The sequence below is a fragment of the Oceanimonas smirnovii ATCC BAA-899 genome (genome assembly GCF_000381965.1).
Taxonomy (GTDB): Bacteria; Pseudomonadota; Gammaproteobacteria; order Enterobacterales; family Aeromonadaceae; genus Oceanimonas; species Oceanimonas smirnovii.
In genome coordinates, this window is sequence record NZ_KB908454.1 from 334,246 (window position 1) to 357,417 (window position 23,172).

The window sequence follows — 23,172 nt, forward strand, 5'->3', positions numbered from 1 at the left end:
TAAAAAACATACCCCCCGTTGGCATGAGCCAACGGGGGGTATAAAGAAGTAATACTGGTAAGAATTAGTCGAGTAATGCCATGGCCTGGCCGTAGGCTTTTTGCTTGAGTTGAGCGCCGAGTCCGAACCAGGCAGAGTCGAGCCGGTTATCCTGGTTGCGGGCACGGCGGTGATGATCTACAAACTCGGTCATGGCGTTTACCAGGCCCCATGCAGTGTTTTTGCTGGAAGCCAGATCTGCACCCATACCTGCACCGTCGTACAGGCTCAGCAGTTGTTGCATGGGTTTGGAAGGGGATAAATCGGTTTCACTTAAACATGGGTCTTCCAGTACTTCTGCAAAGAAGCGGTGCGCTTCTTCTGGCGAAACCGGACGTTGGCTCATGGCCTTCAGGTCGTGCATAAAGGTATCCCAGCTCGACAGGCCCAGCCCCAGAGCCTCTTTTACCTGCTTGGGGTCAAACACGGTGGAGTGGGGCACCTTGATGGCTCCGGCTTTCTGGTTAACGGCTACCTGCAGGGTGTTGTTGCACACCACCCGCACCGAGGTGAATTGTGCTGTGGTACACAGGGTGCCATCGCAACTGGTGGCCAGCAGCAGATAACCCTTGATGTGATCGTTCCCCTTGAGCTTGTCCGCCTGGCCGGTTTTGGCCAGCGCCCACAGCTTGCGCCCCCCCTTGAGCACACCGGCGGTTTCCAGCTCAAAGCCACCGGCATGCACCAGATCTTTATAGAAATGCAGTACCTCCTTGGGCTGCACTACCTTGTAGCGATTGGACACTACCGACAGGGGGGCCAGGGTATCGGAGCGATACAGTACCTGAGCGCCATCGTGACTGCGCAGGAACAGTCCGTCATCGGCGGCGTTGAACATGACATCGCTTTGTTTGATGGACCAGTCCATGCCGGCCTCCTTGAGCCAGACCGACAGTGGCTGCTGGCGACTGAGCTGATTGCCCAGTCCATGCCAGGGCGTTTGGCCCACGTAGGCCATGGATTCGACGAGGTGAGCCATGATGAATTCCTTACTTAAAGAGATGATGTTTAATTGAATAAGGCTCCGGGAGGGATTCCGGAGCACATGACGTGACAGGCCGCTGGATACGGAAGGGGGGATTAAATTCGGAAGCAGTGGCCACAGTGCTTGCATTCGTAGTTGATCAGGACTTTGCTATCCAGCTTTTCTCCCAGTTTGGCACCAGCAATGCCTCCGGTTGTTCCACCAACCAGACCACCCCAAACTGCGCCAGCAATTGAACCGATGGATGCACCAACAGGTCCACCAATAGAGCCAAGCAATGCTCCTGCTTTGGCTCCTCTCAGTGCGCCTGCTGTTCCTGTTACCGCCCCGGTTATTACACCCGTAGTACCGCCAACCTTTCTTCCTAAGTCTCGTGTAACAATGTGGGTTGATTTACATGATGGGCAATATATAGACATACACATATCTCCTGTGCTGTGACTGGATTATTCGAGTAGGTGTTACTCAAGTTATGATATATGTCTGAATGTTTTTTGAATGTGGTCTGATGATTTTCTATTGAAAGTGAAGTTTGTCTCTCTGCGCGATTTTATCCATGATCCAGTCTTGAATCTCACTTTCAACCCAAGCTACGGCGCGTTCGCCTAACGGTACTGGTTTGGGGAATGACTCTTCTGAAATGAATTTGTAGATTGTTGATCTGGCGAGGCCGGTGTAGTCCATTACTTCTTTAATCTTGATAAGCTTCATGGAATGCTCCTGTTAATGTCCAGATAATGAGGTGTTGTTGTTAATTTGCAGAGTGACCAATGTTTCTGTAGTCATCAGAAGGTTTCCCTTTGGCCTTGCACATGTAACTGGTGCGGTATATCAGCGCATCATACATTTGCTGAAAGTTCTCGTTGTTTTTGTTTAGGGGGTAGAATGGGTTTTGAGGGATGTAAACCAAACTTTCAAAAGTATCTTGCATGATGCCAAGAGCGCTACACCAAGCCTCTCTTATCATTCTGACGAGTCTATTTTGATTGATGGCGTTATGTCCAAACGTGTAAGTGTCGTTGTTGATTAAAAGCAAGGTGTGATAGTGGTGTTTATTTCCTTCCCCATGCTCCCGCACCCAAACATATCTCACACTTGATGGATGAACTCTATATCCTGTTTTTCCTCTGCTTTTAATGTCATGTCTTATCTTTGCTTTTAACGACTCTATAAATCGGGTGATTGCTCTGTGATCATTGTTGATGAAGTAGGTGGGTGCATCTTCAGCAATGTAATCGCTAGTGTGTGAACCAGGAAAACGCAAATCAAACCTGATAGCCAGTGTTCTGGGGTGTTGAGCTAATGACTGGTAGATGCACCTTTCGATTATATTTAGATAGCCAGGGATTAGTGGGCCATGGTTGTAGTTGTATCTGTTGTTCATGAATGTACTCCTTGTTGATTCCATAGGAGTAGGTGCTCATGTAAAAAATATATATCTGATTGTTTGTTGGTTGCACCTAGAGTGCATGGAACTTTTATATATTAATCAATCAGACAGGGTTTTATCGTGCCGGTATGGTTTAAGCGCCTGTGTATAGTGCTTTAGCTAAGAGAGAGGGCGGTTATTTGCTCTGATGTTAGAGAGTTGGTCTCATACTTGGGTTTTATCTTTATTGGCATTGTTGACTGTACCTCTAGAAAGCCAGTAAGAAAGGTGGTGGGGCATGTATGTAAAGTGTGCATGAGAACAACTAGTACCAAGCAAGAGGAGAAGTTTTAGACCCCCTAGATATGAAGAAAATCAATGTAAAATGTCTTTGTTGGCTTCACGGAGCGTATGATGACAAGGTTTTACCTTGTTTCTTTTATCCAAAAGTAACGTGCAAATCACGTTGTAAAGATTGACTAACTATTTTGAAATGGTACTGTCAAACTATTGAAGTATCACTAAAGGATATCGCTGTGGCTAGAGTAGTTAGAAACGTTCCTTTTTATAACCTCCTTGATCTAAACTTAGACGTTTTGAGGTTTATATACTTGAGTTTTAAGTTGGAAAGTGATGAGGATTTCGAAACGCTTCCTTTCTTAATTGATCCAGCAGAGCTTAAAGAAAAGATATGTGGGAGCATTGAAAAAGCTTTTGGTTTGGAATTGCCTATGAATGATCTAGGTAGAGGTGAGGTGGTTCGCGATTATATGGTGGAAAAGTCGAGAGACTTCAGTTATAGGTTTTCTCAAAGTTTGAAACTATTAGAAGATACTTGCAAGGATGTTCATGTATGTTTCTTTTTTTGGTATAGGATAAGGTGTGAAATTGAAGGGTTTAATGGTTATTCTTCTTTTTCTTTAGGGGGAGTTTTTAGTCATAAAGAAAGGGTTGAGCAGTTAAAGTATATTTTTGTTTATCTCAGTTGTCTTAGGTTGAGTGGAAAGTTTGAGGTAAATGACTTTTTTGAAATGGCTCGTTGTGATTGGCTTAATAGTAGAAGGGAGAGTGTATCTATTGGTTTCTTAAACGACGAGGATGATGAACAATGTAATTGGGTGTGGGAGTATATTTCAGCTGCAATAAATGCTGAGTCTGTTCTCGGAGGTTTTTTTTCACCCAATCCTAGTAATGGTAAAGAAGCGTACATTTTTTCGGTAGGAATATTGGATTCAATAACACCTAAATTGCATGTTGATACTAAGAGAAAGATTATAGCTAAGTGCGGAAAGGCTTGGGCTCAAAAGAAGTATAGAGATGGAAAGAAAAAAAAGAATAAAGTTCCTATAAATATTTATGTTAGTGAGGAGGCAAAGCAGATTTTAGATGAAATGGCCAGATCAAGATCTGTATCAAAAGAAGTGGTAGTTGAGATGCTGATTATGAACGCTAGGGAAAATTGATTTTTTTTCTTCTTGTGCTTTGTGAAGTGTATCGCTTTCTTGGTGTGCTAATCTAAGAAAAAAGAGATTGCACTAATGATTTTTGATAAGTATGCGCTATTGGGGGGCTAAGTTCATGGCTTTCATGAATGGATAGGAGGTGAATGGCAAGAACTATAATTTACATTGGGTACTCCGCTTCTATATTTGTATTTTTTATTTGCATTGCGGGTGATGGAGTGAGTTGCCCTTAAAAAATATAATGTTGAAATTGGTTTTTTGGTTGCTTTGTCAATATTATCCACATTAAAAAGCTGAATATTTTTGGTATGTCATTAACATTTCTTAAGGAGCAAATATCTTTTCCTAACGATGCTATGTTGGCCAGATTCGTATTGAGTTGCACTGGCAATGTTTTGCTTGATGCTAAGTCAGCCTTCATCTTTCGTTGTGTTACTGAACCACCAGCCCAGGCAGAAGGTCACTGAGGTTTGACGCCATCCCTCAGCATGCGAAAATACCGCTTCCTCATGTGTGCTGTTGAGGTCTCGGTCCTGGGTATCAAATGAAATTGCGGGTATCAGAGCGGGTATCAAAGCAGTGTAAGGCTTTACTGTTTCAATAAAATCAAAGAGATAAGTTTAATATGCTGCTGATGATCGATAACTACGATTCCTTTACCTGGAACCTGGTGCAGTATTTTGGTGAGCTGGGGCAGGAAGTGGTGGTGCGCCGTAATGACGACATCAGCCTGAATGAGATTGCCGCACTGCGGCCGGCTGGGCTGGTGATCTCTCCCGGCCCCTGCACGCCGAATGAGGCGGGCGTGTCACTGGCGGCCATCAAGCGCTTTGCCGGTGAACTGCCAGTTCTGGGCGTGTGTCTGGGGCATCAGGCCATTGCCCAGGCCTTTGGCGGCGAAGTGGTGCGGGCCCGGCAAGTGATGCACGGCAAGACTTCGGCCATTCGCCATACCGGCGGCGGATTGTTTGCGAGCCTGCCCGATCCGCTTACCGTGACCCGTTATCATTCGCTGGTGGTCAGAGCCGACAGTCTGCCGGCCTGCTTTGAGGTGACTGCCTGGAGCGAAAACGCTCAGGGTGAGCGCGACGAGATCATGGGCATGCAGCACAAGACGCTGCCGGTGCACAGTGTGCAGTTTCACCCCGAGAGCATTCTTACCCAGGGTGGCCATCAGCTGCTGGGAAATTTTTTAAACATTCTGTAGTGATACTGCAAACAGCTGCTTGCTTGTTCCAGACTCCGGGTCAGGCCCGGCGTGACCAGATCTGTAAGACCCGCTTTTTTGCCCATCCATACTATAAGTTTTTCTTATTCTGCTTATCAGGCTTTCTCGCTCGCAAGTGCTGGCGGCGAAAGGAATAATAGTGATGCGTGTTTATGCAGCTGTGCAGTGCTTGCTGCCGGTTTAAACATGCCTCGTTGCGAGCTTATGCAAGATAAATGACTACAGTTATTTTACTGGCAAAATAAACCACCAGAATTGTGACTTATCATAGAGACAAGTTATGGTTACTTTGCAATAATGCTTGCGTGTTTACATGGATTTAACTTTTATCGCAGAGCATGCTGCGGTAAATGGAGGAAGAGAAGATGTCTGATATGGCCGTTACCCGAGAACTCTTTGATGAAGTCATGGTGCCCAACTATGCACCGGCTCAGAGCATTCCTGTCCGTGGCCTGGGGGCCCGGGTGTGGGATCAGCAGGGCAAGGAGTTTATCGACTTTGCCGGCGGCATAGCGGTGAATTGCCTGGGCCACTGCCATCCGGCGCTGGTCAGTGCACTCAAGGAGCAGGGCGAGAAGCTGTGGCATCTGAGTAACGTCTGGACCAACGAGCCGGCGCTGCGCCTGGGTAAAAAACTGGTGGATGCCACCTTTGCCGAGCGGGTGTATTTCTGCAACTCCGGTGCCGAGGCCAACGAGGCCGCGCTCAAGTTGGCCCGCCGTTATGCCATTGAGCACTTTAATGCCGAAAAAACCCAGATCATTGCCTTTAATCAGGGGTTTCACGGCCGTACCTTCTTTACCGTCACCGTAGGCGGCCAGGCGGCCTATTCCGACGGTTTTGGCCCCAAACCCGCCGATGTTGACCATGTTCCCTACAATGATCTTGAGGCGCTCAAGGCGATGATGTCGGAACGTACCTGTGCCGTGGTCATGGAGCCGCTGCAGGGTGAAGGCGGCATTATCAGCCCGGATCCCGAGTTTGTGAAAGCGGTGCGGGCGCTGTGTAATGAACACAAGGCGCTGCTGGTGTTTGACGAAGTGCAGACCGGCGTGGGCCGCACCGGTGCCCTTTATGCTTATATGGATACCGGCGTTACCCCCGATATTCTTACCAGTGCCAAGGCGCTGGGCGGTGGCTTCCCCATTGGTGCCATGCTTACCCGCGCCGATATTGCCGCATCACTCAAGCCCGGCACTCATGGCTCCACCTATGGCGGCAACCCGCTGGCCTGTGCCGTGGCCGAGGCCGCCTTTGACACCGTTAACACACCCGACGTGCTGGCTGGTGTGAAAGAGCGCGAAGGCTGGTACCGAGAAGAACTGGAGAAGATCAATGCCAAATATGGCTGTTTCTCGGAAGTTCGTGGCAAAGGCCTGCTGCTGGGCTGCGTGATGAACGAGCAGTTTGCCGGCCGTGCCAAGGACTTTTTGCAGGCGTCTTCCGAGGAAGGCCTGATGGTACTGATTGCCGGAGCCAATGTGGTGCGCTTTGCGCCTTCGCTGGTGATTACCAAAGAAGAAGTGCTGGAAGGTCTGGCCCGCTTTGAGCGTGCCGTAGCAAGAGTAGTGAACGGCTGATACACCGCTGCCGTTAACGGCGGGGCAGGGTGCCCCGCTTATTTCGTCATAAGGAGTGCTGCATGCTGGTAATAAGACCCATAGAGCAGCGTGATTTTGCCATTCTCAAGCAGATTTCTATTGAGTCGGGGCATGGCTTTACCTCGCTGCCGGTAAACGACGAGCTGCTGCAGAAGAAAATTGACCATTCATTAACCTCTTTTGCCAGCCGCGCCGGTGGCAAGGGGGATTGCCTGTATTTCTTTGTGGCCGAAGACAGTGACACCGGTGAAGTGTTGGGCACCACGGCGCTGGAATCGGCAGTGGGGCTGACTTCTCCCTTCTACACCTACCTGCTAGGCAAGCAGGTGCACTGCTCCCGCAAGCTGGGCATTCACAATGTGGTGGAAACCCTGACGCTCACCAACGATTACACCGGCGTCAGTGAGCTGTGTACCCTGTTTCTGCGCGAGCCCGCCCGTTACGGCATGAACGGCCGGTTGTTATCCAAGTGCCGGTTTTTGTTTCTGGCGGAATTTCCCGAGTTGTTTGACCGGCGCATTCTGGCAGAAATGCGCGGCGTGTCTGATGAGGGCGGCAACAGCCCCTTCTGGAGCTGGCTGCAGGAGCACTTTTTCTCCATGGACTTTCCCACCGTGGATTACCTCACTGGCATCGGCCAGAAGGGCTTTATTGCCGATTTAATGCCCAAATACCCCATTTATGTCAGCCTGTTATCAAAAGAAGCCCGGGCGGTGATTGGCAAAACCCACGATAAAACCCGGCCGGCGCTGCATCTGCTGGAGGAAGAGGGTTTTTCCTGGCGCGGCTATGTCGATATTTTTGATGCCGGCCCCACAGTGGAGTGCGAGGTGCACAACATTCGCACTCTGCGCAACAGCCGTCGGTTAACGGTACAAATTGGTCATCCGGTCAGGGCGCAGACACACCTTGTCAGTAACACCCGTTTTGAAGGGTTCCGGGCGCTGCTGGGAGAGATGGCCATTAATGAACAAAAGGGGCAGGCGGTGATGACCAGAGCGGTGGCCAGCCTGCTGAAGGTGGAAGACGGAGATACCGTCAGGGTAGCGGAGATGAAACGCAATGACTGAAGCCGTGCAATATATTAATGGTGAGTGGCTGACCGGAGCGGGCGCTGTGTTTGAGTCCCTCGACCCGGCCAAAAATGAGGTAGTCTGGCAGGGCGCCGCCGCCGACGAGGCGCAGGTGAATGCTGCCGTGGCCGCCGCCCGTGCCGCCAGTACCGACTGGGGCTTTCGACCGGTGGCAGAGCGGCTGGCCATTATCAAGGCCTTTGCCGGGCTGCTGGAGCAGCACAAGTCGCAGCTGGCCAGGCTGATTGCCCGGGAAACCGGCAAGCCCGAATGGGAGGCGCTGACCGAGGTGGCCGCCATGATTGGCAAGGCTGGCCTGTCCGAAAAAGCCTACTTTGAGCGCACCGGCACAGTAGAAAATCCCATGGCCGGTGCTCAGGCCTTTGTACGCCACAAGCCTCACGGTGTGGTGGCAGTGTTCGGCCCCTACAACTTTCCCGGCCATTTGCCTAACGGCCATATTATTCCGGCGCTGATTGCCGGCAATACGGTGGTGTTCAAGCCCTCTGAGCTTACGCCCATGGTGGCCCAGGAAACCGTACGTCTGTGGCATGAAGCAGGTTTGCCCGCCGGTGTGCTCAATCTGGTGCAGGGCGAAGTGAGCACCGGCAAGGCGCTGGCAGCCCACGACGGCATAGACGGCCTGTTTTTTACCGGCTCGTCCAACACCGGCAAGTTGCTGCATCAGCAATACGCCGGTCGGCCGGGAAAAATTCTGGCGCTGGAAATGGGCGGCAATAATCCGCTGGTGGTCACAGAGGTGGCCGATGTGGATGCCGCCGTGCATGCCATTATTCAGTCGGCCTTTATTACCAGCGGTCAGCGCTGCACCTGTGCCCGCCGCTTGCTGGTGCCAGTGGGCGAGGCCGGTGACCGGCTGCTGGCACGGCTGGTAGCGGTAAGCAAGGCCATTCGGGTGGGCCATTACGACGCCGACCCTCAGCCTTTTATGGGGGCCATGATCTCCGAGCGTGCCGCCCGGGGCATGGTGGCGGCTCAGGCGCATTTGCTGGCTTTTGGCGGTGAGTCGCTGCTGATGCTGAAACATCTGCAGCCGGGCACCGGCCTGGTGTCGCCGGGCATAGTGGACGTGACCGGTATTGATCAGCTGCCCGATGAAGAATATTTCGGTCCGCTGCTGCAGGTGATTCGCTTTAATGATTTGCCCGAGGCACTGAGCCTGGCCAACCGCACCCGCTATGGCCTGTCGGCGGGCTTGCTGTCCGACAGCGAAGCCGACTGGGACTACTTCTATCGCCATATTCGCGCCGGCATTGTAAACCGCAACCGGCCCATTACCGGTGCTTCCGGTGCCGCCCCCTTCGGTGGTGTGGGCGACAGCGGCAACCACAGGGCCAGTGCGTATTATGCCGCAGATTATTGCGCCTATCCGGTGGCCTCGGTGGAAGGCGACAGCCTTGAAATGCCGGGCACATTGTCACCCGGGCTCAGCTTTTAACTCACAGGAGTCGGTTATGCATACCTCTGTTGATGAACTGTTTGAGGCACTCTGGCAACACTATTTAACCGTGACCCCCAGCGCGCTGAAAATTCATGATTTGCTGGGCGGCGGTAAGGCCATTGTGAACGATCATGTAGCCTTTCGTACCTTTAACCATCCCAAACTGGGCCTGGACAAGCTGGCGGCGCATTTTCTGGCGCTGGGCTACGAGCAAAAGGGTGAATACCACTTCGAGGCCAAAAAGCTCTATGCCCGCCATTACGAACATCCAGACCCGGCTGCGCCCAAGGTGTTTATCAGTGAATTGCTGCTGGAGCAGTGCTCGCCTACGCTTCAGCGCATAGTGGCTAGGCTGATTGATCAGGTGGACGACACCCTGCCGGAGCAAAAAGATTTTCTCTATTCCGGTGCGCCCTGGCAAATCTCCCATGCCGATTACAAAACCCTGGCGGCAGAAAGTGAATACGCCGGCTGGATGGCGGTATACGGTTACCGGGCCAATCATTTTACCGTGAGTGTGAACCACCTTGAGGATTATGACAGTCTGGACGCGGTCAACAGCACCCTCAAGCAGGCGGGGTTCCGCCTCAATGACGCCGGCGGCGAAATCAAGGGCTCCCCCGAGGTGCTGCTGGAGCAATCCTCCACCATGGCCGACACTGCCCTGGTGCAGTTCACCGACGGTGAAGCCTCACTGCCCAGCTGCTTTTACGAGTTTGCCCTGCGTTACCCCAAGCCCGACGGTGAGCTCTACACCGGCTTTGTGGCCGCTTCGGCAGACAAGATCTTTGAGAGCACCAATACAGCTAGTGGCTGAAGGTGTTTACCATAGCCAGCAGTGTGAGAGACAGCAGTGGGGTTGCAGTCCGCGGAAAATAATTCCCTCCCCTTTGTAAGGGGAGGGGCAGGGTGGGGTTAGCTTACAAACTAATCTGCACTTCTGCCCACCACTGGCGGCCGGGCTCGCTGATGCGGCCGGTTACCGGATTATCGCCAAGCGGGTAGCTTTCCTGTTTATTGATAAACTCGCTGTAGTCTTTATCCAGCAGGTTATCGACGCCGGTGGCCAGTTTTACCGTGGGTGTTACCTGCCAGCCGGCATTGAGTGAGAACACGGTAAAGCCGGCAGAGGGGCCCGTGTCCTGGCCAATAATATTGCCCTGACCTTCGGCAAAGCGGTTTTGCCCGGCCACATTGCGCATCAGCAGTGCCACTTCCTGAACGCCGTTGTCGTAGCCGAGCGTGGTGTTCAGCTCCAGCGGCGGGGTCTGGCCCAGCGCAATATCATCGCTCAGGTTCTGGCCATGGGTATAAGACACATTGGAGCCCAGGGTCCAGTTATCGGCAAAGCGCCAGTTCAGCTCGGCCTCGCCGCCCATACGGCGGGCATTAACATTGCGGGCTTTGTCGGCGGAATAATTGTCTACCAGAATAAAGTCGTCCACATAACCGGCAAACACAGACACAGAGCCGCTCAGTGTCCCATGGCGGTAAAGCACGCCGGCATCTATTTGGTGGTTGGTTTCGGTTTCAAGTGCGCCGTTGCGGTTGCGCTCCCAAAAATCCGGTGCCCGCTCGGCCTGACCGTAGCCGGCATACCAGGTCCAGTCCTGCAGGCTGTGCTCCAGACGCACAAACCCCGCATGCAGGTAGTAATCCTGCTCTTTCAGTGACGAACTGGCAGGCAGCTTTTCAAAACGGGCCTCGGTTTTGTCGAGGCGAACACCGCTTATCAGTTGCTGCTTGTCAGTCAGCAGCCAGTTGTTTTCTACAAACACCCCTATATTTTCAAAAGACTGATTGTCCTGGCGGGGCAGCTGGCGGTAAGCATCGGCGTCGGCCTGAGTCATGCCGCTGGCCATGCGGCCCCGGTGCGCGTCCTGCATCCAGTCTATGCCCACCTGAGTCTGGTGTGCGCCCAGGTTCAGCTCGGCCAGCAACTGGGCGGTGTCGGTGGTGCGATCCGGATTCATGGCCATATACATGGGCTTGCCCATCATCACCGGCACCGGTCGCAGGCTGTAGTTATCCATGACATGATCCACTTCGCTGTGGCCATATTGCAGCTGCAGCTTGCCCAGCCAGGGAGTAATAGCCTGGCGCTCCAGCTTGATGCTCCAGGCGTCCCGGTCGAACTTGCTGCCGTCCATGCTGCGGTCGGCGTAGGCGGCTTCGCCCCGGCTGCGATCATAAGACAGCTCAATAAGACTGAGATCGTCCGGCGTCAGACCCAGCTGCAGGCTCTGGCTGTTTTTATCGTACGCGGAGTTCACCCGGTTGCCGCTGCCGTCTTTGTAGTTGCCGGCTTCGTTGTGATTGGCATTCAGGCGCAGATAACCAAGTGCGTTACCCGCCTCCAGAGCGGCAAAGGCATCAAACCGATCGCCGCTGCCGGTGGTCATGCCGGCATCCAGCATAAAATCGGGCTCGCTGTAATAGCGCGGGTGGCGCTTGAACTGCACCGAGCCCGCCACCAGCCCCGGCCCCTGAGTCACGGTTTGTGGCCCTTTGGTGACAATCACTTCATCAAAGGAGCGGGGGAACAGATAGGCGGTGGGGGGATCCATTCGGCTGGGGCAGCCGCCTAGCACATAATTATTGTCACTGGTAATGGACAGCCGTGAGCCGCCCAGGCCGCGCAACAGCGGATCGCCGGCCATACCGCCCTTGCGGGTAATGCTGATGCCGGGCACGGTTTTCAGCAGGCCGGCCCCGTCGGCAGCAGGAATGGGCTGCACCGGATTGGTGGGATCCAGCCGTACTTCGCCGGGCGCGCTGAGCGCCGAAGCGGTAATGGTAATGGGAGTGGCAACGGTAGTGGCCGGATAAACCGGTTCGTTGTTACTGGCATACGTGGTGCCAGCACCCAGCAGCGGCAGGCTGAGCGAAACAAGGTACTGATATTTCATGATAATGTGCGCTTGCGAAACGAGGCCATGAGAGTAAAACTCGCCCTGAATCAGCACAATGCGGCATATTGTCGCAGCGCGGGCACCTTGTTACTCCCGGTGGAGCATGGGATCATGCCGCCGGTATTACTCATTTATTAAAAGGAGCCAAACCATGAAACTGGCATTTATCGGACTGGGCGTGATGGGCTTTCCCATGGCCGGACACCTGCAGCAGGCGGGCCACCAAGTGTGTGTATATAACCGCAGTTCAGCTAAGGCGGCGGACTGGGCGGCCCGTTTTGGCGGCACCAGCGGGGCGACTCCGGCGCAAGCCGCTCAGGGGGCCGACATGGTGATGGTGTGCGTGGGCAACGACGACGATGTGCGCTCGGTTATCTATGGCGACGAGGGCGTGCTGGCGGGCATTAAGGAAGGGGCACTGCTGATTGACCATACCACCACCTCGGCCAGACTGGCGGAAGAGCTGGCGGATGCGGCCGGCAAACAGGGAGTGCGCTTTATTGACGCGCCCGTGTCCGGCGGTCAGCTGGGCGCAGAAAACGGCGCGCTCACCATTATGATTGGCGGCCATGAAGCCGATGTGGCCGAGGCGGCACCCGTGCTGGCGGCCTACGGCAAAAAGGTGACCCGGCTGGGCCCCGTGGGTGCCGGTCAGCGCTGCAAAATGGTCAACCAGATCTGCGTGATCGGGGCCGTGCAGGGCATTGCCGAAGGCCTGATGATCGCCCAGAAGGCGGGACTGGATATTCCGACATTGATTGACGTGCTGGCCGGTGGTGCCGCCCAGAGCTGGCAGCTGGAAAACCGTGCTCAGACTATGGCCGACGACAAGTTCGATTTTGGCTTTGCCGCCCAGTGGATGCATAAGGATCTGGGCATTTGTCTCGACGAAGCCGCGCAGCAAGGCCTCAAACTGCCGCTGACCGAGCATGTGCATCAGGTTTATGAGCGTTTGCTGGAGCAGGGCATGGGCCGCTGTGACTCCACTGTGGTGATTCGGGATCTCAAGTCCTGAGTGGTGACGGGCCTTGGCAGAGGCCCATGGGCTCGGCTATGCTGAGCACAGCTCAAGGCTCACCTTGAGTGTATCACCTGTGGAATGTGATATTTTCCGCAATTTCCGCACAAAACAACGGCACTTGATAACAGGCACCAGGCCAAAGGCTTTGCTTGGGCCGCTAATTTGAATAGAGTGGGCAACCGCTTAATGCCAAGTGAGAAAGGATACCTTATGAACAAGACTCAGCTTGTCGATGCAATCGCCGCCAAGGCCGACCTGAACAAAACGCAGGCCAAGGCTGCCCTGGAAGAAGTACTGAACGGTATCACTCAAAGCCTGAAAGAAGGCGATCCGGTACAACTGGTAGGCTTTGGTACCTTCAAGGTAAACCATCGTGCTGCCCGTACCGGTCGTAACCCGCAAACCGGCCAGGAAATTCAGATTGCTGCAGCAAACGTTCCTGCTTTTGTTGCCGGCAAAGCGCTGAAAGACGCGGTCAACTAAGACGCGCTCTGCCCATTCCAAACCCGGCTTCAGGCCGGGTTTTTTTATCACGTCACTTGCCCCCGCGATCAATAGATTGTTATAACTGAGGTCAGGTCCTGCCCCTAACCTGGGAGGCTGTAATGGAAGTGAACGCAATTCGTCAGGTTGCCGTGCCCTGGGCCGGTGCTCACGGTCTGGCTACCGGTTTAATGTTAACCGAGCTGCATCAGGACGTATGGAGCGGTTGTTTAGAGCTGGCCATGGGGGTGCCGTCTGATATGGACACGCCGCCGCACATTGTATACTGGCTCAGCTTTGGCCATCTGTATGGTTATCGCGTGCTGGAAGGGGCCGATGTGCCCGAGCTGCTGGAAGAAGATAACGATATCGACAGCCAGGTGCAGCTGATCACCCCGTCCCGCTTTTTAACCTGGTTTCATCAGGAGACTCAGGGTTCCCATCTCGACGAAGATATTCAGCACTACCGTATTGCCTGCTGGGACTTTTGTGTGGATGTGCTGGCGGCTCAGCCGCCGGACGTGTGTATGAACAAGGAGTAACATGAAAGGCTTTATTCTGGTCGCTCACGGCAGCCGGCGGGCGGCTGCCAATGAGGAAATTGCCGGGTTCGCCCAGCGCATGACAGCCGCCATGAAAGGCGGCTTTGATTTGGTGGGTCATGGCTTCTGGGAGCTGGCCGAACCGTCTTTGGGCCAGGTAATTGATGCTCAGGTGGCCGCCGGTGCCAGAGACATTACTCTGTTCCCTTATTTTCTGGCGGAAGGCAAACACGTGGTGAACGACCTGCCATCTGTGCTGACAGAAAAGAAAGAGCAATACCCCGGAGTAAAACTGACGCTGTTACCCCATCTGGGGGCCGTGCCCGGTTTTGATCAGTGGCTGGCAGGGCAGTTGCAGGGCGATGACGAAATCCCACCCCAACCCTCCCCTTAAAAAGGGGAGGGAGTTTTTACTCCTCCCCCTGACAAGGGGGAGGCCGGGAGGGGGTAAAAAAACGGGGCCAGTCGGCCCCGTTTCACTTTCAGCTTTTATTTCGCCTGTTCCCGCGCTATCGCCCGCCAGGCGATGTCGTTGCGGAAGAAGACACCATCCCACTTTATTTGATGAGTCAGCCCATAGGCATTGGCCTGAGCCTGGCTCACGCTCTCGCCCAGGGCGGTGGCGCACAGTACCCGGCCGCCGGCGGTGACCACGTCCTCGCCCTTGAACTGAGTGCCGGCATGGAACACCTTGGCACCTTCAGCTTCGGCGGGAATGCCGGTGATTACATCGCCCTGGCGGTAAGCTCCGGGGTAACCGCCGGCGGCCAGCACCACGCCTACGGCGGCGCGCTGGTCGAACTCGGCGGTGGCTTTATCCAGCTCGCCTTTGCAGCCGGCCAGGCACAGCTCCACCAGGTCGGACTTGAGCCGCAGCATAATGGGCTGGGTTTCCGGATCGCCAAAGCGGCAGTTGAACTCAATCACCTTGGGCTGACCAGCCTGGTCGATCATCAGACCGGCATAGAGGAAGCCCTTGTAGACATGGCCTTCGTCCGCCATGCCGCGCACCGTGGGCATAATGACCTGCTCCATAATGCGATCGTGGATTTCCTGAGTCACCACAGGTGCCGGGCTGTAGGCACCCATGCCGCCGGTGTTGGGGCCGGTGTCCTTGTCGCCCACGCGCTTGTGATCCTGGCTGGTGGCCATGGGCAGCACATGCTCGCCGTCCACCATCACGATGAAAGAAGCTTCTTCACCTTCCAGAAACTCTTCAATCACCACCCGGCTGCCGGCATCACCAAAGGCGTTGCCCGCCAGCATGTCGCGCACCGCGGCTTCGGCTTCTTCCAGCGTCATGGCCACAATCACGCCCTTACCCGCGGCCAGGCCATCGGCCTTGATCACTATGGGGGCACCCTGCTGACGCAGATAGGCCAGCGCCGGCTCCACCTCGGTAAAGTTCTGGTAGGCGGCGGTAGGAATTTGCTGGCGGGCCAGAAAATCCTTGGTAAAGGCCTTGGAGCCTTCCAGCTGGGCGGCACCGGCAGTGGGGCCGAAAATGGCCAGACCTTCCGCTTCAAAGGCATCCACCACGCCCGCCACCAGGGGCGCTTCCGGGCCGACGATGGTCAGCTCCACTCGCTCCTGCCTGGCAAAGGCCAGCAGGGCGGGAATATCGGTGGCGGAGATGGCCACGTTGGTCAGCTGAGGCTCAAGCTCGGTGCCGGCATTGCCCGGAGCTACAAACACCTTGCTCACCTTGGGCGACTGGGCGGCTTTCCAGGCCAGAGCGTGTTCACGACCGCCACCGCCAATTACCAATACGTTCATGCTGTGTCCTCGCTATCAGTGGCGGAAGTGGCGCATGCCGGTAAATACCATGGCCATGCCGTGCTCGTCGGCGGCCTGGATCACTTCCTCGTCGCGCATGGAGCCACCGGGCTGAATAACACAGCTGATGCCGGCGGCAGCGGCGGCGTCGATGCCGTCACGGAAGGGGAAGAAGGCGTCGGATGCCATCACTGAACCTTCTACTTGCAGGCCTTCGTCGGCGGCCTTGATGCCGGCGATTTTGGCGGAGTATACCCGGCTCATCTGACCGGCACCCACCCCTATGGTCTGGCTGCCCTTGGCATAGACAATGGCGTTGGATTTAACGAACTTGGCGACTTTCCAGCAGAACAGCAGGTCTTTCAGCTCTTCCTCGGTGGGCTGGCGCTTGGACACCACCTTGAGATCGCTCATGTCCACCATGCCCTGATCCCGGTCCTGCACCAGAATGCCGCCGTTCACCCGTTTGATGTCGAGGCTGCCGGTCCGGCTGTTCCACTGGCCGCATTCCAGCAGGCGCACGTTTTTCTTGTCGGCCACGGCGGCCTTGGCCTCGGCGCTGATGGACGGGGCGATGATCACTTCCACAAACTGGCGCTCGATAATGGCGCGGGCAGTGGCTTCATCCAGCTCGCGGTTAAAGGCGATGATGCCGCCAAAGGCAGAAGTGGGATCGGTCTGGTAGGCGCGGTTGTAGGCTTCCAGCAGGTTCTTGCCCAGGGCCACACCGCAGGGGTTGGCGTGCTTGACGATAACACAGGCCGGCTCATCGAATTCCTTCACGCACTCAAGTGCTGCATCGGTGTCGGCGATGTTGTTGTAGGACAGCTCCTTGCCCTGCAGCTGAGTGGCGGTGGCCACGGAGGCTTCGTCGACGTTGTTTTCCACGTAGAAGGCAGCGCTCTGGTGGCTGTTTTCGCCGTAGCGCAGATCCTGCTTCTTGGTGAACTGGTAGTTGACGGTGCGCGGGAAGGTCGAACCTTCGGCGGCCTGGTGATAGGCCGGTACCATGGTGCCGAAGTAGTTGGCGATCATGCCGTCGTACTGAGCGGTGTGCTCAAAGGCGGCAATGGCGAGATCAAAGCGGGTAGCCTGAGTCAGGCTGTTATTGTTGCCATCCAGCTCTGCCAGCAGGCGGTCGTAGTCACTGGCGTTTACTACGATGGCCACATCGTTGTGGTTTTTGGCCGCGGCACGCACCATGGTGGGGCCACCGATGTCGATGTTTTCAATCGCATCTTCCAGGCTGCAGTCTGCCTTGGCTACTGTGTTGGCGAAAGGATAGAGATTGACCACGACCATGTCGATGGGCGCAATGCCGTGCTCGTTCATGATGGCGTCGTCCTGGCCACGACGGCCAAGAATGCCGCCATGCACCTTGGGGTGCAGGGTTTTTACGCGGCCGTCCATCATTTCCGGAAAACCGGTATAGTCGGATACTTCGGTCACGGGCAGGCCTTGTTCCGCCAGCAGACGGGCGGTACCGCCGGTAGACAGCAGCTCCACGCCACGGGCGTGCAGCCCCTGGGCAAATTCCACAATACCTTGCTTGTCGGACACACTCAGCAGAGCACGGCGAATGGGTCGGGCAGTTTCCATTATGTTCTCGTTCCTTTAACGATTCATCGGGGGGTTTGGTAAAATCGGCGAAACACGGCCACCGGCTTTACCAAACCGCCTGGTACGCCAGAACGGAAGGCGGCATATTCTACCCGTTTTTGCCGTCCCTTGCCGGACTATTTGGTTTGGAGTCAAGAGGCTTTATGTGTAATTAAACCGGTGCAGAAAGGAGACATGAATGTATCGCATTGGCGAACTGGCCAGGGCCTTTGGCATTAAGCCCGACACCCTGCGTTTTTATGAAAAAGAAGGCCTGCTGGTGCCCAGCCTGCGCACCCCCACCGGTTACCGGCAATACAGTGAAGACGATAAAAAGCGGCTGCATTTTATTCTGCGCAGCAAGAAGGTCGGCTTTTCCCTGAAAGACATTGAAGAGCTGCTGGCCCTGCGCATCAGCAGCTGCCGGGTGACCTGCCGGGAAGTAAAAGCCGTGGCCGACACCAAGCTGGCAGAGGTGGAAGAGCGCATTCGAGAGCTGGAGCAGTTTCGCCGCTCTTTGCGGCAATTGTCGGACGCCTGCTGCGGCGGGCAGGAAAGCGCCGAGCATTGCTCCATTCTGGAAGCGCTGGACGGCAAGCTTGAGAATACCGACAATAACGCCCGTTAAGCCCCCTGAAAGGGCCGCCACCGGCGGCCTGTCTTTGCTTTGCCTGCAGAAATGGTAGGTGCCGCTTTAGCCGGCGCAATTATGTAGACATCTGAGTTATAAGGCGTGCGTTGCACGCCCTGCCGGCTGAAGCGGCAGCTACGGCGTTTTCTTCATTTTTCATTACAGGAGATTTTTCATGCGACACCACCTGGGGTGGGGGCTGAGCGTGACTCAGTGGTTTGTGTTTTTGCTGGCCAATGCGCTGGCGCTGCCCATTGTGCTGGGCCAGGCCTTTGGGCTGGACAGTGCCGGGGTGGCCGGTCTGGTGCAGCGCACTCTGCTGGTGGTGGGATTAAGCTCAGGATTACAGGCCTGGCTGGGGCACCGTTATCCCATTGCCGACGGCCCCGCCGGATCCTGGGCTATTGTGTTTGTGGTGATGGCTTATATCGGCCGTGAGCAGGGTCTTGACAGCCTCGACACCCTGCGGCTGCTCTCCGGCGGCGTGCTGGTGGCCGGGCTTATTATGCTGGTGCTGGGCGTGGCAAGGCAGGTGCACCGTCTGCTGTTTTTGTTTACGCCCCTGGTCACCGGCTGTTTTATCCTGCTGCTGGTGGTGCAGCTGGCCGGGGTGTTTGTGCGTGGCATGGTCACGGATCCGCGCACCGGTACCATGAGCTTGCCGGTGCTGCTGATTGGTCTGCTGGTTTTTCTGGGAGTACTGTTGTGCTCTTTCAGCCGCAATACGGTGTTGCGCACCTATGCGGTGCTGGTGGGCATAGTGCTGGGCTGGCTGGCATTCTGGTTGTTTGGTTTGTCTGGCGGGACGGCTGCCAATAACGCCGGGCTGGGTTTGCCCGAGCTGTTTGCCTGGGGCCTGCCAAGGCTGGATGCAGGCATGCTGGTGGTGGCGGTGCTGTTTTCCCTGCTGTTGTTTTCCAACCAGATAGCGGCGGTTACCGCTGTATCGGCGGTGGTCACCGAGCGCCAGCGTGATGATAACGCTGTGATTAACCGTAGCAGCTGGGCATCCGGTATCAGTCATGGCCTGGCAGGCAGCTTTGCCACCATCGCCGTGGTGCCGCTGCCGGTAACTGCCGGTTTTATTCAGCTGAGCGGCGAAGACAGACGCGCGCCCTTTATTCTGGCCTGTGCCTTGCTGGCGCTGGTGGCGCTGTTTCCGGATGCGGTAGGGGTGCTGTCGCTGCTGCCGGCACCGGTGGCCAACGCCGCCCTGCTGGCCACCTTTATCAAGCTGGTGAGTCTGGCGTTTCAGCTGATTACCAAAGAAGGCATGGACAACCGCACCAGCACCATAGTGGGCGTGGCCCTGTTGCTGGGCGTGGGCTGCATGTTCCTGCCCGCCGGCCTGTACCGCCATTTTCCCAGCATGGCGCAATACCTGCTGGGCAACGGCCTGCTTACCGGCACCCTGCTGGCGCTGGCCATGGAGCAGCTCTGGCCGAGAGGCCGGAGTAATTAACCCCCTCCCAATCTCCCCCTTGAACAAGGGGGAGGGGAAACGTCTGTAGCTCCCTCCCCTTGGATAAGGGGAGGGCAGGGGTGGGGTTGGAGCTCTTACCGCACCACCAGCACGGCGCAGTCGGCGTGGCGCACCACCTTGGAGGAATTGGAGCCCAGCAGGTAGGTTTCGGCCCCGGGACGGGATGCGGGCATAATAATCATGTCGATTGCCAGCTTCTTTGCCCGGGCCAGAATGGTGTCATATACCACACCGTGGCGTACCTCCATACGGCCCTGATGTTCGGCAGGAATATAAGTCTGCATAAAGCCGGATAACTGATCTCTTATCGCCTCATCCTGCTTTTCCAGCAGCTCTTTTGAGTAAAAAGGCGCGGCGGCATGATGTACCCGGGACGGGTTCACATATAACAGATGAATACGTCCTTGCGGGTGGCACAAGCGCAGTGCCGACTCCACCACCCGGGCGGTAAGATATTCGTGCTCAAAATCGAGCGGCAGTAAAATTTCCTTGAACATATTCGTTACCCCATCAGTTTATTGGGCAGCCAGGTCACAATTTCCGGCACCAGCATACACAGGATCAACACGCCCAGTTTGAGCGCCACAAAGGGCAGAATGGACTTGTAAATATCCATCATGGTCACCCCGGGAGGCGCTATGCCCTTGAGGTAAAACAGCGCAAAGCCATAGGGTGGAGTCTGCACCGCTATCTCAATGTTCAGAATCATCAGAATGCCGAACCAGATAGGGTCATAGCCCAGGCTGACGGCAATAGGGGTAAACAGTGGCGCACAGATCAGTACGATGATCATTTCATCAATAATGAAGCCAAGCAGCAGCATGACCACCTGCATCATGATGATGATGGCAATGGGGGGCAGATCCAGGCCGGCGGCAAAGTCAGCCACCATGCCCTGCACGCCCATCAGCAGGTGAAAATTACTGAATACCGAGGCACCCAGTACAATCCAGATGGCCACGCTCACCAGCAATGCGGTTTCGGCACCGGAGCGTTGCATCATTTTCAGTTTGAAGCGTTTATAGAGCATGGCCAGCAGCAGGGCACCCACTACACCAATGGCACCGGACTCGGTCGGTGTGGCCACACCGCTGATAATGCTGCCCAGCACCAGGGCAATCAGGCCCAGAGCCATAAAGCCGTCACGCAGTGTGATTAACTTTTCCCGCTTGTTTTTGGGCACGTCCAGCGCATGGCCCATGGGCGCGCGGCCGGGGTTGAGTTTGCAGGAGATGATCACATACAGCACCATCACGGTGATCGACAGCAGGGCCGGGATCAGGGCGGCAATAAACATTTTGCCTACTGAATTCTGGGTGGTGGAGCTGAACAGTATCATGGGAATGCTGGGCGGAATAAGAATGCCCAGGCCACCGCCGGCCATAATCACCCCAAGAGCCAGCTTTTTGTCGTAGCCGCGCTCCAGCATGGGGCGCAGGGCAATGCTGCCCGAGGTCATGATGCCGGCCCCGATAATGCCCACCATGGCACCGATCATGGAGCAAACGCCAATCACGCTGATGGCCAGCGACCCGCGAATACGGCCAATCACCAGCTGGCTGGCCTTGAACATGGCATCGCCAATGCCGGAGCGGGTCAGCAGCTGGCCCATGTAGATATAAAGCGGAATGGCCAGCAGCACAAAGCTGAACAGGGTGCTTTCTATGGTGGTGGGCACAATATTAAAAATGCCTTCACCCCAGGTGGCATAGCCCAGCAACATGGCCACGCCGCCCAGTGCCAGGCCTACCTGAGCACCCATAATAAAGGACACCAGCACGCCCAGCAGCAGCAGGCCGGTGATCAGTTCAATACTCATGGTTGTTCTTCCTCGTTCATCAGGGTATCACCGGTCACCAGCTGCCAGGCGTCCTTGATCATGTCTGCAGACAACTGCATTAAAAACAGCACGGCAGCTGCCGTGACCATAATCCAGAAATGACTGATGGACGGGGCCCATTCAGACTGACGGGTATAACCGAACTCCATGGCCTCTACCGCCTTTTCCCAGCCCTTGCTGGCAATGACCAGCAAAAAGAAGCCGCCCAGGGTATTGGCCAGCAGATCAAAAATGTTTTTCCAGCGCTGGGAGACCGCCAGATAGGCAATATCCACATTGATATGAGACTTTTTCAGCTGAGCATGAGCGCCGCACAGGGCACCGATATAGCCGAATAAAAACAGCGACACGTCATAGGCCCAGAGGGTAGGGCGGTCGAGTACATAACGGGAGAACACCTCAAAGGCAACCGTGCCTGCCAGCAGGGGAAGCGCCAGAGAAATGGTATGGCTGGTGGCCGCCACCAGCCAGCCGGTGCCTCTGCACCAGAAGCGAAGCAGTGTTTTCATGATACATCCGGATGAGGGTTGTGCAGGCTGCCCCGCAGCCGCGGGGCAGTGGTCAGGCTTACTTCATCAGCTCAACAAGGCGAGAGCTGTATTTATCGGTTTTACCATAGTGGGCCCAGACTGCTTCAGCAGCTTGCTGCCACTGTTGTTTGTCGGCATCGGACGCTGCGGGGCTCCAGGTAAGGCCTTGTTTTTCCATATCGGCTACCGCTTCCTGCTCCCACAGGGCCGATTTTTCGGCCTGTTGCTCTGCATGCCATTTGGCAGCGTTGCGGACCACGTCTTTCAGGTCGTCCGGCAGCTTGTTCCAGGCATTTTTGTTGACCAGCACCGGCAGCGCCTGAGCACTCGACACCGGCACCGGATACATAAACTTGGCCACCTCGGCAAAGTTGCCGTCGCGGTGGTCGATCAGGTTGGAGCCGATGGTGCCGTCAATCACGCCGGTGGCCAGGCTGGTGTAGGTTTCACCCCAGGTCAGGTTAACCGGAGAGGCACCCAGCTCGCGGAAGAAGCGGCCATAAGCACCGGGCGCGCGAATTTTCAGGCCCTTAAAGTCGGCAATGGATTCAATTTTTTCTTTGGTGATGACATAAACACCAGGCTGAAAGTAAGGAGCCAGCCACACCAGGTTGTGACGGTCATAGGCTTCGGTCAGCACTTCATTCCAGCCTTTTTCATGAAACAGCTGGTTCAGCTCTTCCAGGCTGCCGTTGGAGCCGGGCAGACCGACTTCTACCACGCCAAAGGGAATTTCACCGGCATGCATGGGCTGAAATGGAGCGGCCATGTCGAGCAGGCCGGATTTGGTGGCGCTGACAATACCTTTGGTGTCTACGCCTTCGCCGGCATAGAGCATGTTGATTTTCATGCGGCCGTTGGAGTCGGCTTCAATTTTGTCGGCAAAAGACTGATATACATCGCCAAAGGCGGTGCCACGGGAGTAAAGGTTGGTAAAGCGCCAGGTTACGTCGGCGGCCATGGCTTCCATGGTGACGCCCATGCCGGCAACGGCAATCAGAGAGGCGGCAATCTTGGTGCGGGCAGTGCTCCAGAGTCTGTTCATGTTGTAAGTCCCTTGTGTTATCACGTTCCGTTGATGTCGGGCCTGGCCCGAAGCGGGTTAGGTTTGACGGAAAGAAGTCTGCGTCAGGTT

Annotated in this window: 23 protein-coding genes; 12 read left to right on the forward strand and 11 right to left on the reverse strand. The window is 55.5% G+C overall.

The window, feature by feature from the left end; all coding sequences use genetic code 11:
• Positions 1-64: 64 nt before the first annotated feature.
• The 4 genes from G364_RS0101500 to G364_RS0101515 all read right to left on the reverse strand — a co-directional run bounded on the left by G364_RS0101500 (position 65) and on the right by G364_RS0101515 (position 2,408).
• Positions 65-1,018, reverse strand: a complete 954-nt coding sequence (locus G364_RS0101500) for a DUF932 domain-containing protein (protein WP_019933376.1) — start codon at positions 1,016-1,018, stop codon at positions 65-67.
• 101 nt (positions 1,019-1,119) lie between these two features.
• On the reverse strand, positions 1,120-1,443 hold the full coding sequence (locus G364_RS16935; protein ID WP_083928680.1) for a hypothetical protein: 324 nt from the start codon (positions 1,441-1,443) through the stop codon (positions 1,120-1,122).
• A gap of 97 nt (positions 1,444-1,540) precedes the next feature.
• The gene (locus G364_RS0101510) at positions 1,541-1,735 is read right to left on the reverse strand and encodes a helix-turn-helix transcriptional regulator (protein ID WP_019933378.1); all 195 of its coding nucleotides are present in this window, start codon (positions 1,733-1,735) and stop codon (positions 1,541-1,543) included.
• 40 nt (positions 1,736-1,775) lie between these two features.
• A complete protein-coding gene (locus tag G364_RS0101515; RefSeq protein WP_019933379.1) occupies positions 1,776-2,408 on the reverse strand; it encodes an inovirus Gp2 family protein in 633 nt (210 codons plus the stop codon).
• 521 nt (positions 2,409-2,929) lie between these two features.
• On the opposite strand from G364_RS0101515, the gene G364_RS0101520 reads away from it, so the two are divergent.
• The 6 genes from G364_RS0101520 (at position 2,930) to G364_RS0101545 (ending at position 10,037) form a co-directional block, all read left to right on the forward strand.
• A complete protein-coding gene (locus tag G364_RS0101520) occupies positions 2,930-3,856 on the forward strand; it encodes a hypothetical protein (protein WP_019933380.1) in 927 nt (308 codons plus the stop codon).
• 625 nt (positions 3,857-4,481) lie between these two features.
• Entirely contained in the window at positions 4,482-5,063 is a 582-nt protein-coding gene (locus G364_RS0101525; RefSeq protein ID WP_019933381.1) for an anthranilate synthase component II, read from the forward strand.
• A gap of 386 nt (positions 5,064-5,449) precedes the next feature.
• On the forward strand, positions 5,450-6,664 hold the full coding sequence (locus G364_RS0101530) for an aspartate aminotransferase family protein (RefSeq protein WP_019933382.1): 1,215 nt from the start codon (positions 5,450-5,452) through the stop codon (positions 6,662-6,664).
• 62 nt (positions 6,665-6,726) lie between these two features.
• Positions 6,727-7,755, forward strand: coding sequence for an arginine N-succinyltransferase (astA, locus tag G364_RS0101535; RefSeq protein ID WP_019933383.1), 1,029 nt, complete (start codon positions 6,727-6,729; stop codon positions 7,753-7,755).
• Complete coding sequence (astD, locus tag G364_RS0101540; protein WP_019933384.1) at positions 7,748-9,217, forward strand: succinylglutamate-semialdehyde dehydrogenase; 1,470 nt, start codon at positions 7,748-7,750, stop codon at positions 9,215-9,217. Before astA ends, astD begins: the two co-directional genes overlap by 8 nt.
• Positions 9,218-9,233: 16 nt before the next feature.
• A complete protein-coding gene (locus tag G364_RS0101545; protein WP_019933385.1) occupies positions 9,234-10,037 on the forward strand; it encodes a DUF1338 domain-containing protein in 804 nt (267 codons plus the stop codon).
• A gap of 103 nt (positions 10,038-10,140) precedes the next feature.
• Here the strand turns inward: G364_RS0101545 and G364_RS0101550 are convergent, their stop codons facing one another.
• Positions 10,141-12,129: a TonB-dependent copper receptor gene (locus G364_RS0101550; protein ID WP_026344603.1), complete on the reverse strand. Its 1,989-nt coding sequence runs from the start codon at positions 12,127-12,129 to the stop codon at positions 10,141-10,143.
• A gap of 106 nt (positions 12,130-12,235) precedes the next feature.
• Between G364_RS0101550 and G364_RS0101555 the strand changes: the two genes are divergently transcribed.
• From G364_RS0101555 to G364_RS0101570, 4 genes are all read left to right on the forward strand, one after another.
• Positions 12,236-13,147: an NAD(P)-dependent oxidoreductase gene (locus tag G364_RS0101555; RefSeq protein WP_156816401.1), complete on the forward strand. Its 912-nt coding sequence runs from the start codon at positions 12,236-12,238 to the stop codon at positions 13,145-13,147.
• A gap of 216 nt (positions 13,148-13,363) precedes the next feature.
• On the forward strand, positions 13,364-13,636 hold the full coding sequence (gene hupA / locus G364_RS0101560) for a nucleoid-associated protein HU-alpha (protein WP_019933388.1): 273 nt from the start codon (positions 13,364-13,366) through the stop codon (positions 13,634-13,636).
• Between the two features lie 122 nt (positions 13,637-13,758).
• Positions 13,759-14,178: a hypothetical protein gene (locus G364_RS0101565; protein WP_019933389.1), complete on the forward strand. Its 420-nt coding sequence runs from the start codon at positions 13,759-13,761 to the stop codon at positions 14,176-14,178.
• Position 14,179: 1 nt separating this feature from the next.
• Positions 14,180-14,572: a sirohydrochlorin chelatase gene (locus G364_RS0101570; RefSeq protein WP_019933390.1), complete on the forward strand. Its 393-nt coding sequence runs from the start codon at positions 14,180-14,182 to the stop codon at positions 14,570-14,572.
• Positions 14,573-14,667: 95 nt separating this feature from the next.
• Here the strand turns inward: G364_RS0101570 and purD are convergent, their stop codons facing one another.
• Both purD and purH read right to left on the reverse strand, forming a co-directional pair.
• The gene (purD, locus tag G364_RS0101575) at positions 14,668-15,954 is read right to left on the reverse strand and encodes a phosphoribosylamine--glycine ligase (RefSeq protein ID WP_019933391.1); all 1,287 of its coding nucleotides are present in this window, start codon (positions 15,952-15,954) and stop codon (positions 14,668-14,670) included.
• A gap of 15 nt (positions 15,955-15,969) precedes the next feature.
• Positions 15,970-17,553, reverse strand: coding sequence for a bifunctional phosphoribosylaminoimidazolecarboxamide formyltransferase/IMP cyclohydrolase (gene purH, locus G364_RS0101580; protein WP_019933392.1), 1,584 nt, complete (start codon positions 17,551-17,553; stop codon positions 15,970-15,972).
• Positions 17,554-17,752: 199 nt separating this feature from the next.
• On the opposite strand from purH, the gene zntR reads away from it, so the two are divergent.
• Complete coding sequence (gene zntR, locus G364_RS0101585; protein WP_019933393.1) at positions 17,753-18,181, forward strand: Zn(2+)-responsive transcriptional regulator; 429 nt, start codon at positions 17,753-17,755, stop codon at positions 18,179-18,181.
• A 178-nt stretch (positions 18,182-18,359) separates the two neighbouring features.
• The gene (locus G364_RS0101590; RefSeq protein WP_019933394.1) at positions 18,360-19,646 is read left to right on the forward strand and encodes a purine/pyrimidine permease; all 1,287 of its coding nucleotides are present in this window, start codon (positions 18,360-18,362) and stop codon (positions 19,644-19,646) included.
• 95 nt (positions 19,647-19,741) lie between these two features.
• Here the strand turns inward: G364_RS0101590 and G364_RS0101595 are convergent, their stop codons facing one another.
• Genes G364_RS0101595 through dctP form a run of 4 tightly spaced genes read right to left on the reverse strand, consistent with a single transcriptional unit; the run spans position 19,742 to position 23,082 of the window.
• Entirely contained in the window at positions 19,742-20,164 is a 423-nt protein-coding gene (locus G364_RS0101595; RefSeq protein ID WP_019933395.1) for a universal stress protein, read from the reverse strand.
• Positions 20,165-20,169: 5 nt separating this feature from the next.
• Positions 20,170-21,486 carry a TRAP transporter large permease gene (locus tag G364_RS0101600; protein WP_019933396.1) on the reverse strand — a complete coding sequence of 439 codons (1,317 nt, stop codon included), beginning with the start codon at positions 21,484-21,486 and terminating at the stop codon, positions 20,170-20,172.
• Positions 21,483-22,016, reverse strand: coding sequence for a TRAP transporter small permease subunit (locus tag G364_RS0101605; RefSeq protein WP_019933397.1), 534 nt, complete (start codon positions 22,014-22,016; stop codon positions 21,483-21,485). The genes G364_RS0101600 and G364_RS0101605 overlap by 4 nt, the downstream gene beginning before the upstream one ends.
• Before the next feature lie 58 nt (positions 22,017-22,074).
• Positions 22,075-23,082, reverse strand: a complete 1,008-nt coding sequence (gene dctP, locus G364_RS0101610; protein WP_019933398.1) for a TRAP transporter substrate-binding protein DctP — start codon at positions 23,080-23,082, stop codon at positions 22,075-22,077.
• Positions 23,083-23,172: the final 90 nt, after the last annotated feature.

Coding starts and splice junctions, on each gene's coding strand:
- G364_RS0101500 (WP_019933376.1), bottom strand. CDS start 1,018: ATGGCTCACCTCGTCGAATCCATGGCCTACGTGGGCCAAACGCCCTGG.
- G364_RS16935 (WP_083928680.1), bottom strand. CDS start 1,443: ATGTCTATATATTGCCCATCATGTAAATCAACCCACATTGTTACACGA.
- G364_RS0101510 (WP_019933378.1), bottom strand. CDS start 1,735: ATGAAGCTTATCAAGATTAAAGAAGTAATGGACTACACCGGCCTCGCC.
- G364_RS0101515 (WP_019933379.1), bottom strand. CDS start 2,408: ATGAACAACAGATACAACTACAACCATGGCCCACTAATCCCTGGCTAT.
- G364_RS0101525 (WP_019933381.1), top strand. CDS start 4,482: ATGCTGCTGATGATCGATAACTACGATTCCTTTACCTGGAACCTGGTG.
- G364_RS0101530 (WP_019933382.1), top strand. CDS start 5,450: ATGTCTGATATGGCCGTTACCCGAGAACTCTTTGATGAAGTCATGGTG.
- astA (WP_019933383.1), top strand. CDS start 6,727: ATGCTGGTAATAAGACCCATAGAGCAGCGTGATTTTGCCATTCTCAAG.
- astD (WP_019933384.1), top strand. CDS start 7,748: ATGACTGAAGCCGTGCAATATATTAATGGTGAGTGGCTGACCGGAGCG.
- G364_RS0101545 (WP_019933385.1), top strand. CDS start 9,234: ATGCATACCTCTGTTGATGAACTGTTTGAGGCACTCTGGCAACACTAT.
- G364_RS0101550 (WP_026344603.1), bottom strand. CDS start 12,129: ATGAAATATCAGTACCTTGTTTCGCTCAGCCTGCCGCTGCTGGGTGCT.
- G364_RS0101555 (WP_156816401.1), top strand. CDS start 12,236: ATGGGATCATGCCGCCGGTATTACTCATTTATTAAAAGGAGCCAAACC.
- hupA (WP_019933388.1), top strand. CDS start 13,364: ATGAACAAGACTCAGCTTGTCGATGCAATCGCCGCCAAGGCCGACCTG.
- G364_RS0101565 (WP_019933389.1), top strand. CDS start 13,759: ATGGAAGTGAACGCAATTCGTCAGGTTGCCGTGCCCTGGGCCGGTGCT.
- G364_RS0101570 (WP_019933390.1), top strand. CDS start 14,180: ATGAAAGGCTTTATTCTGGTCGCTCACGGCAGCCGGCGGGCGGCTGCC.
- purD (WP_019933391.1), bottom strand. CDS start 15,954: ATGAACGTATTGGTAATTGGCGGTGGCGGTCGTGAACACGCTCTGGCC.
- purH (WP_019933392.1), bottom strand. CDS start 17,553: ATGGAAACTGCCCGACCCATTCGCCGTGCTCTGCTGAGTGTGTCCGAC.
- zntR (WP_019933393.1), top strand. CDS start 17,753: ATGTATCGCATTGGCGAACTGGCCAGGGCCTTTGGCATTAAGCCCGAC.
- G364_RS0101590 (WP_019933394.1), top strand. CDS start 18,360: ATGCGACACCACCTGGGGTGGGGGCTGAGCGTGACTCAGTGGTTTGTG.
- G364_RS0101595 (WP_019933395.1), bottom strand. CDS start 20,164: ATGTTCAAGGAAATTTTACTGCCGCTCGATTTTGAGCACGAATATCTT.
- G364_RS0101600 (WP_019933396.1), bottom strand. CDS start 21,486: ATGAGTATTGAACTGATCACCGGCCTGCTGCTGCTGGGCGTGCTGGTG.
- G364_RS0101605 (WP_019933397.1), bottom strand. CDS start 22,016: ATGAAAACACTGCTTCGCTTCTGGTGCAGAGGCACCGGCTGGCTGGTG.
- dctP (WP_019933398.1), bottom strand. CDS start 23,082: ATGAACAGACTCTGGAGCACTGCCCGCACCAAGATTGCCGCCTCTCTG.